The sequence below is a fragment of the Streptomyces sp. NPDC058964 genome (genome assembly GCF_042741275.1).
Lineage (GTDB): Bacteria > Actinomycetota > Actinomycetes > Streptomycetales > Streptomycetaceae > Streptomyces.
Map to the genome: position 1 here is coordinate 1 of NZ_JBHYKH010000132.1, position 11,335 is coordinate 11,335.

The 11,335-nt window shown below is 71.4% G+C and carries 12 protein-coding genes and 1 riboswitch; of the genes, 3 read left to right on the forward strand and 9 right to left on the reverse strand.

Features of this window, described 5'->3' with window-relative positions; all coding sequences use genetic code 11:
- Positions 1 to 230: 230 nt before the first annotated feature.
- Complete coding sequence (locus ACFW2E_RS18370; RefSeq protein WP_384467582.1) at positions 231 to 2,087, reverse strand: anthranilate synthase family protein; 1,857 nt, start codon at positions 2,085 to 2,087, stop codon at positions 231 to 233.
- 105 nt (positions 2,088 to 2,192) lie between these two features.
- Entirely contained in the window at positions 2,193 to 2,249 is a 57-nt protein-coding gene (locus ACFW2E_RS18375; protein ID WP_078912442.1) for a trp operon leader peptide, read from the reverse strand.
- 106 nt (positions 2,250 to 2,355) lie between these two features.
- Here ACFW2E_RS18375 and ACFW2E_RS18380 point away from each other — a divergent pair, with 106 nt between their 5' ends.
- The gene (locus ACFW2E_RS18380) at positions 2,356 to 3,708 is read left to right on the forward strand and encodes a class II 3-deoxy-7-phosphoheptulonate synthase (protein WP_384467584.1); all 1,353 of its coding nucleotides are present in this window, start codon (positions 2,356 to 2,358) and stop codon (positions 3,706 to 3,708) included.
- Positions 3,709 to 3,857: 149 nt separating this feature from the next.
- The gene (locus ACFW2E_RS18385; RefSeq protein ID WP_384467586.1) at positions 3,858 to 4,082 is read left to right on the forward strand and encodes a bacterioferritin-associated ferredoxin; all 225 of its coding nucleotides are present in this window, start codon (positions 3,858 to 3,860) and stop codon (positions 4,080 to 4,082) included.
- Here the strand turns inward: ACFW2E_RS18385 and bfr are convergent.
- Complete coding sequence (gene bfr, locus ACFW2E_RS18390) at positions 4,079 to 4,558, reverse strand: bacterioferritin (RefSeq protein ID WP_384467588.1); 480 nt, start codon at positions 4,556 to 4,558, stop codon at positions 4,079 to 4,081. The genes ACFW2E_RS18385 and bfr overlap by 4 nt on opposite strands.
- A 175-nt stretch (positions 4,559 to 4,733) precedes the next feature.
- Between bfr and ACFW2E_RS18395 the strand changes: the two genes are divergently transcribed.
- A complete protein-coding gene (locus ACFW2E_RS18395) occupies positions 4,734 to 5,366 on the forward strand; it encodes a sulfite oxidase-like oxidoreductase (protein ID WP_384467590.1) in 633 nt (210 codons plus the stop codon).
- Between the two features lie 18 nt (positions 5,367 to 5,384).
- Here the strand turns inward: ACFW2E_RS18395 and ACFW2E_RS18400 are convergent, their stop codons facing one another.
- The 6 genes from ACFW2E_RS18400 to thiO form a co-directional block, all read right to left on the reverse strand.
- Positions 5,385 to 5,882 (reverse strand): DUF4396 domain-containing protein, encoded by a 498-nt coding sequence (locus tag ACFW2E_RS18400; RefSeq protein WP_384467592.1) that lies wholly within the window; start codon positions 5,880 to 5,882, stop codon positions 5,385 to 5,387.
- Between the two features lie 82 nt (positions 5,883 to 5,964).
- Positions 5,965 to 6,855, reverse strand: coding sequence for a deoxyribonuclease IV (locus ACFW2E_RS18405; protein ID WP_384467594.1), 891 nt, complete (start codon positions 6,853 to 6,855; stop codon positions 5,965 to 5,967).
- Between the two features lie 59 nt (positions 6,856 to 6,914).
- A complete protein-coding gene (gene pknB / locus ACFW2E_RS18410; RefSeq protein WP_384467596.1) occupies positions 6,915 to 8,846 on the reverse strand; it encodes a Stk1 family PASTA domain-containing Ser/Thr kinase in 1,932 nt (643 codons plus the stop codon).
- An 88-nt stretch (positions 8,847 to 8,934) separates the two neighbouring features.
- Positions 8,935 to 9,729 (reverse strand): thiazole synthase, encoded by a 795-nt coding sequence (locus tag ACFW2E_RS18415; protein ID WP_384467598.1) that lies wholly within the window; start codon positions 9,727 to 9,729, stop codon positions 8,935 to 8,937.
- A gap of 3 nt (positions 9,730 to 9,732) precedes the next feature.
- Positions 9,733 to 9,933: a sulfur carrier protein ThiS gene (gene thiS, locus ACFW2E_RS18420; protein WP_384467600.1), complete on the reverse strand. Its 201-nt coding sequence runs from the start codon at positions 9,931 to 9,933 to the stop codon at positions 9,733 to 9,735.
- Complete coding sequence (gene thiO / locus ACFW2E_RS18425) at positions 9,930 to 11,114, reverse strand: glycine oxidase ThiO (protein WP_384467602.1); 1,185 nt, start codon at positions 11,112 to 11,114, stop codon at positions 9,930 to 9,932. Before thiO ends, thiS begins: the two co-directional genes overlap by 4 nt.
- A riboswitch (TPP riboswitch) is annotated at positions 11,112 to 11,223 on the reverse strand. (Overlaps the previous gene by 3 nt.)
- Positions 11,224 to 11,335: the final 112 nt, after the last annotated feature.

Consider the following 11,335-nt stretch of genomic DNA (forward strand, 5'->3'; position numbering starts at 1 on the left):
GGTGCCCCCCATCAACACCCTGTCTGGGGGGGTTTCGTTCGCCGCCCCCCCCCCCCCGGCCCCCCCCCGGGGCCCCGGGGGGGGCGTTTCGCACGCACCGGCCCCACGCGCGGGACCGGCCGGGTCCGCCGGAGCAGCGGCACGCCCTGCACCGCCGGTGTCCCGGTCACCGAGGAAGCCGGGGTGTTCCTCGGCCGGATCCGGGGCCGGTGAACGCCGCTGCGGACCGGTCAGGGCTGCCGGAGCAGCGGCACCCGCAGGAGTTCCGTGACGATCGACGGGCCGTTCAGCGTGAGCACCGACTCCGGGTGGAACTGCACCGAGGCGAAACCGGGCCCGCGCAGCGCGTGCACCTCACCGTTCCCGGCGCGGCTCACCTCGATGCCGTGTGCGGCCAGTTCGCGGGAGGCCTCCTCGTCGCAGCGCGCGACGAAGCTGTTGTAGAAGCCGACGGTCTCGGCCCGCCCGAACAGGTCGACGGTCGTCTGCGCCCCCTGGTACGGGACCTCCTTGCGTACGATCTCCAGCCCCAGCTCCGCCGCGATCAGCTCGTGCCCCAGACAGACGCCGAGGACGCCGTGCCGCTGCCCCCGGATCACCTCCGCGGTGAGGTCCCGCAGGAAGCGCATCTTCGGGTCGGCCAGGTCCGCCGGGTCCCCGGGGCCGGGGCCCAGCACGACCGGGCCCTCGTGCGCGAGCACCGTCTCCCGCAGGCCGGGCTCGTCGTACCGCCGGACCGTCACCTCCAGCCCGCCGGCCCGCAGCACGTGTGCGAGCATCGCCGTGAAGGTGTCCTCCCCGTCGACGACGAGCGCCTGACCCTCGAGGTCCCGCGACCGCTCCTGCATCCGCAGCCAGAACGGCGCCAGCGAGGCCCGGCGCCCGTCCAGCGCCGCCCGCACCCGCGGGTCCTCGGCCAGCCGGGCGCGCGTGTGCTCCTCCCGCGGCCGGGACGGCCGTACGCCGAGGGCCGCCAGCACACCCGCCGCCTTGGCGTGCGTCTCCGCCACCTCGCCCGCCGGGTCCGACCCCCGGACGAGCGTGGCACCGACCGGGACGCGCAGCCGCCCGGCCGCGTCGATGTCGGCCGTGCGGATGAGGATGGGGGAGTCGAGGGTCTGGGCGCCGCCGGAGTCCCGGCCGAGCAGGGCGAGCGCGCCCGCGTAGTAGCCGCGGCCACCGACCTCGTGCCGCTCGATGACCCGGCAGGCGTTCTGCACCGGCGAGCCGGTGACGGTCGCCGCGAACATGGTCTCCTTCAGCACCTCCCGCACGTCCAGCGAGGACCTCCCGCGCAGCTCGTACTCGGTGTGCGCGAGGTGCGCCATCTCCTTCAGCCGCGGCCCGACGACCACGCCGCCCATGTCGCCGACCGTGCACATCATCTTGAGCTCCTCGTCGACCACCATCGACAGCTCCTCGATCTCCTTGCCGTCGGCGAGGAAGTCCAGCAGGTGCTCGGGGGTCGGGCCCGCGTCCGGGTAGCGGTACGTACCGCTGATCGGGTTCATCACGACCGTGCCGCCCGACATCCGGACGTGCACCTCCGGGCTGGCCCCGACCAGCGTCCGCTGCCCGGTGTGGACGACGAAGGTCCAGTACGCGCCGCGCTCGCCCTCCAGAAGCCGCCGGAACAGCGCGAGGGCGTCCGCGCGGCCGAACCCGGGGATCCCGCCCGCGTACGTCCGCCGGATGACGAAGTTCGCGCCCTCGCCCCGTCCGATCTCGTCGCGCAGCACACGGCCGACGATCTCGCCGTACTCCTCGTCATCGACGTCGAAGCCACCGCCCTCGACCCGCACGTCGTGCGCCGGCAGCTGCGTCAGGGCGTCCGACAGGGACAGGGTGTGCGTCTCCTCGGGGACCAGCACGGCCAGCGGTGTCCCGTCGTCACGGACGTCGAAGCCGCGCTCGCGGATCTGGCGGAAGGGAACGAGCGCGAGGCCCTCGCCGGGCAGGTCGGCCAGCCGGTCGCACGTGGTGACCGGGCCGAGGAACACCTCCACCGTGTTCTCGTCGTGGCCGGGGGTACGGCGGCGCAGCAGGGCGAAGGGGCGGTCGTCGTGCAGGAGCCGGTCCAGGTCCATGGTTCCTCTTCCGTCGATGTCGGTATCGATGTCGGTGAGGAACGGCTCCGGGAACGCCGAAGGCCGCCCCTCGGGCGGCCTTCGCGAAGTCTTGCGTACGCGCAGTCAGTGGGCCGCCGGATGAGCGGTCCACCACCAGTTCTGGGTCGAAAGCGCGAACATGCCGTGCACCCTACCCCATCGCCCGGGTGTCCACAGGTGAGGCGGGGTCGTCTCACCTGTCGAGCCGTGCGAGGACGACCCGACGCGACCCCGTAGTGTTGAGTGCGTGACCGTGAACGCTAAGACCAGCGCGAGCGCTGGCAACACCTGGCGAAACCTGCCCGCGGCGCAGCAGCCCGAGTACCCCGACACCGAGGCTCTGCGCGCAGTGATCGCGGACCTCGAGTCGTATCCGCCGCTCGTCTTCGCGGGCGAGTGCGACCAGCTGCGCGCCCGGATGGCGGCCGTCGCCAAGGGCGAGGCGTTCCTCCTTCAGGGCGGCGACTGCGCCGAGGCCTTCGACGCGGTGTCCGCCGACCACATCCGCAACAAGCTCAAGACCCTGCTCCAGATGGGCGCCGTGCTGACGTACGCCGCGTCCGTGCCCGTGGTGAAGGTCGGCCGTATCGCCGGCCAGTACTCCAAGCCGCGCTCCAAGCCGACCGAGACCCGCGACGGTGTCACCCTCCCGGTGTACCGGGGCGACTCCGTCAACGGCTTCGACTTCACCGAGGCGAGCCGGATCCCGGACCCCGAGCGGCTGAAGCGGATGTACCACGCCTCCGCCTCGACGCTGAACCTGGTGCGCGCCTTCACCACCGGCGGCTACGCCGACCTGCGCCAGGTGCACGCATGGAACCAGGACTTCGTGCGGTCGTCCCCGTCCGGCCAGCGCTACGAGCAGCTGGCCCGCGAGATCGACAACGCGCTGAACTTCATGCGGGCCTGCGGCACCGACCCGGAGGAGTTCAAGACGGTCGAGTTCTACTCCTCGCACGAGGCGCTCCTGCTGGACTACGAGTCCGCCCTGACCAGGGTCGACTCCCGCACCGGCCAGCTGTACGACGTCTCCGGGCACATGGTGTGGATCGGCGAGCGCACCCGGCAGCTGGACCACGCGCACATCGAGTTCGCCTCGAAGATCCGCAACCCGATCGGCATCAAGCTCGGCCCGACCACGACGGCCGAGGAGGCGCTGCAGTACATCGACCGCCTCGACCCCGAGCGCGAGCCGGGACGCCTCACCTTCATCGTCCGCATGGGCGCCGACAAGATCCGCGACCGGCTCCCCGAGCTGGTGGAGAAGGTCACGGCGTCCGGCGCGGTGGTGGCCTGGGTGACCGACCCGATGCACGGCAACACCTTCGAAGCGGCCTCGGGACACAAGACCCGTCGCTTCGACGACGTGCTCGACGAGGTCAAGGGCTTCTTCGAGGTCCACAAGGCGCTGGGCACCCACCCGGGCGGCATCCATGTCGAGCTCACCGGTGACGACGTCACCGAGTGCGTGGGCGGCGGCGACGAGATCTTCGTCGACGACCTGCACCAGCGCTACGAGACGGCCTGCGACCCGCGCCTGAACCGCAGCCAGTCGCTGGACCTGGCGTTCCTGGTGGCGGAGATGTACCGGGACCAGTAGCCGGGGCAGTGGCAGCAGTGGGGCGCGGATCACACGGGATCCGCGCCCTTACGCACTTTTGCGGGTTCTCTGTGGCGGGTAAGGTTAGGTAAGCCTCACCGATCATCGGGACGGCAAGACTGAACGATCCCATCGGGAGGTGAATCCGCTTGTACGTCTGCAGCTGCTTCGGGGTGACCGAGACGCAGGTCAAGAAGCATGCGGAGGGCGGAGCGTGCACTCCGCGCCAGATCGCCTCGGCCTGCAAGGCGGGCACCGACTGCGGTTCGTGTGTACGGCGTATTCAGGCGATCCTCGGCCGTGGCGCGTGCCCGCGCCGTGAGGCGGCCGATCAGGGCAAGTCGATCCTGTCCGACCTGGACGAGGCCGCCTAGCTCTCCGGCTGCTCGATCACCTGCGCGATGTAGAGCGCCTCGCCGAGCTTCTCCAGCAGGTCGAGCTGGGTGTCCAGGTAGTCGATGTGGTGCTCCTCGTCCTCCAGGATCGACTCGAAGATGTTCGCGGACGTGATGTCACCCTTCTCGCGCATCATCTTGATCCCGCGCTTGAGGCGGTCGATCGCCTCCACCTCGATCTCCCGGTCCGCCTCGAACATCTCCCGGACGGTCTGGCCGACCCGCACATGGAACAGCCGCTGGTAGTTCGGCAGCCCTTCCAGGAACAGGATGCGGTCGGTGAGTACCTCGGCGTGCTTCATCTCGTCGAACGACTCGTGCCGCGTGTACTTCGCGAGCTTCGTCCAGCCGAAGTTCTCCTGCATCTTGGCGTGCAGGAAGTACTGGTTGATCGCGGTGAGCTCGCCGGTGAGCTGCTCGTTGAGGAATTCGATGACCTCGGGGTCGCCCTGCATCGCAGAGGCTCCTTCCACACGGGGGGACGGGGAGGTTGCGGCGGCATGATTGCACCGGCTTCGAAGATCGTCCAGTAAGTGCGTACTTAGTAAGTACGTGCATGCTTGGCGCTACTTGTCCTTTTCGGGGTACGGCTGGTCAGGTGCACTGCTCCGGGTCTGTCAGGATGGAGTCATGGGTCGACCGGTGGAGCGTGAATCTGGAGAAGCGGCAGGATCCGAGCTTCCGCCGGGACAGCGGCTGCAGCGTGGCTGGCCGGTCACGCACTACGGTCCGGTGCCCAAGTTCCGGTCCGAGCGCTGGGAGTTCAGGGTCTTCGGCGCCACGGCCGACGGCGAGAAGCACTGCTGGAACCACGAGGAGTTCACGACCCTGCCGTACACCACCGTCGTGGCCGATCTGCACTGCGTGACGAAGTACAGCATGCTCGGCGCGGAATGGGGCGGCGTCCCGGCCCGCGCGATCCTGGAGATCGCCCCGCCCGCCCCCAATGTCACCCATGTGATGGTCTGGGCGGAGTACGGCTTCAGCTCGAATCTGCGCCTGTCGGACTTCGCCTCCGACCGTACGATCTTCGCCACCCACAAGGACGGTGAACTCCTCACCGCCGAGCACGGCTTCCCGGTCCGCCTCGTCGTGCCCCACCTGTACGCCTGGAAGGGCCCCAAGTGGGTCCGCGGCGTGGAGTACATGACCGCCGACCGCCGCGGCTTCTGGGAGGAGCGCGGCTACCACAACATCGGCGACCCCTGGAAGGAGCAGCGCTACTCCTACCAGGAGGGGCCCGGGGACGGCCCCGAGCTCTGACCTCTCCCGGCGTGCCGGTCAGTGGTGGTACCGGTGCACCACCGCGTGTCCCTTGCCCCGGCCGATCGTCCACCTGTTGACCGGCGTCGTGACCACGAAGGCCACCGCGAGCGAGATCAGCAGCGAGCCCCAGAACAGCGGGTCGTCCAGCTGTGCGTCCATCGCGTCGGGCCACAGCGCGATCACGCCGTTGTCGATCAGCTCCATCACCGCGATGGACAGGGTGTCCGCGGCCAGTGCCACCCGGAATGCGGTGCGGAGGTCGACGCCCGCCTTCAGCACCCCGCGCAGGGTGAGCGAGTAGCCGAAGAAGAAGGCCAGCGCGATCGCCAGGATCGTCGTCGGCAGGTTCCCCCACCCGAGCGCCGTACCCACGACCATGCCGAGCACCTCGCCGATGGCACAGCCGGTGAGGCAGTGCAGGGTGGCCCGGGCGGCCATGGACCAGCCGGCCGCGGCCGGCTGGTGGTGGGCGTGCGTATGCGTGTCCGCGTGTGCGTGCGCCTCGTGCTGCATGGATCCCCCAATGTCGAGTCACGGCTCCTGCGTACAGTGGGAACCGTATACCCCCCAGGGGTATTCCGGGACGGCCGCGGGACTAACCGTCGCGCAGTTTCTTCAGCCGCTCCACGTCCGCCGCGTGTCCCTCCTTGCCGCCCGGCGTCTCGATGATCAGCGGCACCCCCTCGGTCGCGGGATGCGTCATCAGGGCCCGGAACGGGTCCTCGCCGATGTGCCCGGAGCCGATGTTCTCGTGGCGGTCCTTGTGCGCGCCGGCCACGTCCTTGGAGTCGTTGGCGTGGATCAGCTTCAGCCGGCCCTCGCCGACCGTGCCGACCAGCAGGTCGAGCGTCCGGTGCATGCCGTCCGGGCCGGTCAGGTCGTGTCCGGCGGCGAAGATGTGACAGGTGTCCAGGCACACGCCCAGCTTCGGATGCGCGTCCAGCGCCTCGAAGTAGGGCCCGAAGTCCCAGGTACGGGAGCAGAGCGAGGAGCCCTGCCCGGCGGTCGACTCGAGCAGCAGGAACGGGTCGTCGTCATGGGTGAGCTCGTCCAGCAGCGGCAGCATGTGCTCCCGCACCTGCTTCAGCGCCACGGCCCGCTCCCGGCCCCCGGTCGCGCTTCCCGTGTGCACGACGACACCCAGTGCGCCGATCTCCCGGCCGCGCCGCAGCGAGTGCCGCAGCGACTCCACCGACCTCTCGACCGTCGGCTCGGTGTGCGAGCCGAAGTTGATCAGGTACGGGGCGTGCACATACGCGGGGATCGACTCCTCGGCGCACGCCGCCCGGAACGCCTCGTCCTGCCGAGGGCTGCCGGGGGGAGTGGCCCAGCCGCGCGGGTTGGCGACGAAGACCTGCACGGTCTCGGCCTTCAGGTCACGGGCGTACGACAGACCGACGGAGTGCAGGCCGCCGGCCACGGGGACATGACCGCCGACGGGGTTGCGGGAGGTGCCGGGGGCGGCACCGGAATGCTGACTGCTCACCCGTTCAGGGTGTCATGCCCCCGGAGCGCTCCCGTCGGCGTGCTCGCGCCTGCCTCCCGTCAGCGGATGGTGATCGTGATCGTCGAACCCTTGGGCGCCGTCCCGCCGCCCTCGACCGACTGCTTCTTCACCGTGTCCCCGAACAGCCCGAGCAGCCCGCGGTCCTCGTCGACCTTGAAGCCGGCGCCCTCCAGCGCCTTGTGCGCGTCGTCGACGCTGTCCCCGACCACGTCCGGGACCTCGACCATCTGCGGACCCTTGGAGATCGTCAGCGTCACCGTGTCGCCCTCGGCGGCCTGGCTGTCGCCCGCCGGGGTCTGCCTGGCCACCTGGCCCTTGTCGTACTCGGAGTTCACCTGCTGCGAGGAGACCTCCACCTTGAGACCGGCGTCCTCCAGCTCCTGCCTCGCGTCGGCCGGGTCGTCGCCGGTGACGTCCGGGACGTCGACCGGGCTGCCCTTGCTGACCACGAGCGCGATGGCCGAGCCCGCGTGCCTCCTGGTGCCGGCCGTGGGGTCGGTGCTGATCACACTGCCCCGGGGGACGCTGTCGCTGAACTCACGGGTCACCATGCCCGGCTCCAGCCCGTCCGACTTCAGCCGGGCCTGCGCCGCGGCCAGCGGCTTGCCCTCGAGGTCCGGCACCCGCACCACGTCGGGTCCGCGGGAGATCGTGAGCGTCACGGAGTCGTTGCTGCGGATGCGGGCGCCGGACGCGGGGTCGGTGCGGATGACCGTGCCGCGCCTGACCGTGTCGCTGAACTCGTACTTGACCCGCTTCACGTCGAGCCCGGCCTCGTCCAGCCGGTGCCTCGCCTGCGCCTCGGTCTTCGCCAGCAGCGGCGGGACCTCGGTGAACTGACCGGAGTTGATGTACCAGACACCGGCACCGACACCGAGGACCAGCAGCACGGCGGCGACGATCGTCACGATCACGCGCCGGGGCCGGGCCGGCGGCCGCGGACCGGACGGCACGGGCGAGGCCTCCAGCCGGCTGGTGCGGCTGACGGCGCCCGCCGCCTCGTCGTCCTCGTTGACGGGCAGCAGCCGGGGCACGGTCAGCGAGCGCGGGATCACGCTCGTACGGTCCTCGGCGATGTCGTGCGCGGCCGAGACCGCCTGCGGCGGCACCGCGTCCAGCTGCTCGTCGCTGAGTCCCGCGCGGGCGTCCCGGACCCGGCCCAGCAGCGCCACGGCGTCGTAGGGACGGATGTCCGTGGCGCGCGCGGTGGCCGCCGCCACCAGCTCGTCCAGCTCGTACGGCAGCCCGGGCACGACGGCCGACGGCGGCGGCACGTCCTCGTGGAGGTGCTTGTAGAGCACCGCGGCCGGCGAGTCGCCCTCGTGCGGCTTCTCGCCGGTCAGCATCTCGTACAGGACGACACCGCAGGCGTACACGTCGACGCGCGGGTCCGCGGTGCCGTGCTCGATCTGTTCCGGGGCCAGGTAGGAGACGGTGCCGAGGACGGCACCGGTGGTGCTGGTCACGGTGTCCACGGACCGCACCAGACCGAAGTCGGCGACCTTGACCCGCCCGTCGTCCCCTATCAGCACGTTCTCGGGCTTCATGTCCCGGTGCACGAACCCGGCGCGGTGCGCGGCGCCGAGCGCGGCGAGCACCGGCTCCAGGATGTCCAGCGCGGCACGCGGCTGCAGCGCGCCCCGCTCGCGCAGCACGTCGCGCAGGGTGCACCCGGCGACGTACTCCATGGCGAGGTACACGTACGACCCGTCGGTGCCCTGGTCGAAGACCTGCACGACGTTGGGGTGCGCCAGCCGGGCGACGGACTTCGCCTCACGGATGAACCGCTCCACGAACGACCCGTCGGCCGCCAGCGTCGGATGCATCACCTTGAGCGCGAGCACCCGGTCCAGGCGGGTGTCCAGGGCCCGGTAGACCGTGGCCATCCCGCCGACCGCGATCCTCGCGTCGACGCGATAGCGGCCGTCGAGCACCTGCCCGACGAGAGGGTCCTGAAGGGTCGTATCCACGCAGGTGAGTGTACGAGCCGCGACCGACAGCGCCGGAGGTTACGCCGTTCCGGGGACGGAATGCAGCAGAGCTGTGACTGTTGTGCGACTAGAAAGCGGGGCGCTCGGGGTCCAGTTGCGCGCGGCCGTCCATGGGCGAGGAGGCCTCGGCGAAGTGCCGGGGCGGGATGCGTCCCGCCTTCCGCGCCAGCCGCCCCGCCTCCACCGCGTGCCTCATCGCCTCCGCCATCAGCACCGGCTCCTGGGCCCGGGTCACCGCCGAGGCGAGCATCACACCCGCGCACCCCAGCTCCATCGCCAGCGCCGCGTCCGAGGCCGTGCCCGCCCCCGCGTCCAGGATCACCGGCACGCGCGCGTGCTCGACGATCAGCCGGAAGTTGTGCGGGTTGCGGATGCCGAGCCCGGAGCCGATCGGCGAGCCCAGCGGCATCACCGCCGCACAGCCGACGTCCTCCAGCTTCCGGGCCAGCACGGGGTCGTCGTTGGTGTACGGCAGGACCGTGAAACCGTCGTCCACCAGTGTCTCCGCCGCGTCCAGCAGCTCGATCGGGTCCGGCAGCAGCGTCCGCTCGTCGGCGATGACCTCCAGTTTGATCAGATCGGTGCCCAGCGCCTCCCGCGCCAGCCGGGCCGTCAGCACGGCCTCGCCCGCGGTGAAGCAGCCCGCCGTGTTCGGCAGCACCCGGATGCCGAGCCGCTCCAGCACCGACAGCACGGAACCGTGCACACCGGGATCGACCCGCCGCATCGCCACCGTCGTCAGCTCCGTGCCGGAGGCGACCAGCGCCCGCTCCAGCACGTCCAGGCTGGGCGCACCGCCCGTACCCATGATCAGCCGGGACGAGAGGGCCGTACCGCCGAGGACCAGGGGATCGTCTGCCATGGGTCAGCCTCCCTGCACCGCGGTGAGGACTTCGACGCGGTCGCCCTCGGAGAGGGCCGTGGCGGACCACTGCCCGCGCGGGACGACGGTTTCGTTGAGCGCGGCGGCCACCCCGCTCGGCGCCGCGGTCAGGGACTTCACGAGAGTGTCGAGAGCCGTGCCGGGCGCGATCTCCCGGCGCTCCCCGTTGACCGAGATGTTCATGCGGGCTGCTCCGAGGGGACCTGGACGGAGGGGACGGCGAGCGCGGCGCCGAACCGCTTCGGCGTGAAGGGACGGGCCAGGTCGGGGAGCTCCCCGGTGGCCAGGACATGGGCCATGACATCGCCGGTGACCGGTGTCAGCAGTACGCCGTTGCGATAGTGCCCGGTGGCCAGCAGCAGTCCGTCGAGCCCGGTCGGGCCGAGCAGCGGCGCGTTGTCGGGGGAGCAGGGGCGCAGCCCCGCCCGGGTCTCCGTCAGCGGCAGCTCGGTGATCCCGGGCACCAGCTCGTGGGCGTCCCGCAGCAGCTCGTACACCCCACCCGCGGTCACCGTCGTGTCCCAGCCCAGCTCCTCGCTGGTCGCTCCCACGACCAGCTCGCCGTTCTCCCGCGGGACCAGATAGACATGGCCGCCGCGTACCACGGCCCGCACGGTACGGCTGAGGAAGGGGGCGTACCGCTCAGGCACCTTCAGCCGCACCACCTGCCCCTTCACGGGCCGCACCGGTGGCAGCGCGTCGTCCGGCACGCCCGCGAGCCGCCCGCTCAGACTCCCGGCCGCGAGCACCACCCGGCCCGCGTCCAGCGCGTCGCCCCCGGCGGTGACGACCCCGGCGGCCCGCTCGCGCACGACGGACAGCCGGTCCGCCCAGGTGCGGTGGAACACCACCCCCACCCGCTCGCACGCGGCCACCAGCGCGTCCGCCAGTCGCCGCGGATCGATCTGGTGGTCGCCGTCGACCCGCAGCCCCCCGCGCACCCCGGGCGCGAGCATCGGCTCCAGGCGCCGGCACTCCCGCCCCGACAGCCACTCGGACTCCAGGCCCGACCGCTGCTGCAGGGCGTGCAGCTCGCGCAGGTGGGCGCGGTCGTCGGCGTCCAGCGCGACGGCGAGCGTGCCGCAGCGGCGGTAGCCGAGGTCGTGGCCGGTCAGCTCGGTGAGCTCGGCGGCGAAGTCCGGGTAGCGGCGCGCGGAGGCGAGGTTCAGACCGAGCAGGGTCTCCTCGCCGTAGTGCAGTTCCGTGACCGCGGCCAGCATGCCGGCCGCCACCCGCGCGGCACCGCCGCCCGGCTCGGGGTCCACCACGGCCGTGGTGAACCCGCGTTGCGCGGACCGCCAGGCCGTGACCAGGCCGATGATCCCGCCCCCGATGACGAGGACGTCTGACGTACGTGACGACATGGGCGTCCAGCCCCTCCCTTCGCCGGCATGACCCGGATCAGGTTCGTACGGTCGGAGGCCGCCAGCCTCCCTCTCAGCCCGGTGCGTCCGGGCTCCCGCGAGTGCCTTACGTTGGCCACCCTAGCCCGCAGCACATCGCACTCGTAAGGGAGCCTCGCCCGTGGCCCGTTCACTCGACGGTTTTGTCCTCGCCCCCGTCGCCGACCAGGCGCCCGGTCAGG

Excerpts from the sequence above, each read along its gene's own strand:
- ACFW2E_RS18370 (WP_384467582.1), bottom strand. The coding sequence starts at position 2,087 with ATGGACCTGGACCGGCTCCTGCACGACGACCGCCCCTTCGCCCTGCTG.
- bfr (WP_384467588.1), bottom strand. The coding sequence starts at position 4,558 with ATGCAGGGCGACCCCGAGGTCATCGAATTCCTCAACGAGCAGCTCACC.
- ACFW2E_RS18395 (WP_384467590.1), top strand. The coding sequence starts at position 4,734 with ATGGGTCGACCGGTGGAGCGTGAATCTGGAGAAGCGGCAGGATCCGAG.
- ACFW2E_RS18400 (WP_384467592.1), bottom strand. The coding sequence starts at position 5,882 with ATGCAGCACGAGGCGCACGCACACGCGGACACGCATACGCACGCCCAC.
- ACFW2E_RS18415 (WP_384467598.1), bottom strand. The coding sequence starts at position 9,729 with ATGGCAGACGATCCCCTGGTCCTCGGCGGTACGGCCCTCTCGTCCCGG.
- thiS (WP_384467600.1), bottom strand. The coding sequence starts at position 9,933 with ATGAACATCTCGGTCAACGGGGAGCGCCGGGAGATCGCGCCCGGCACG.
- thiO (WP_384467602.1), bottom strand. The coding sequence starts at position 11,114 with ATGTCGTCACGTACGTCAGACGTCCTCGTCATCGGGGGCGGGATCATC.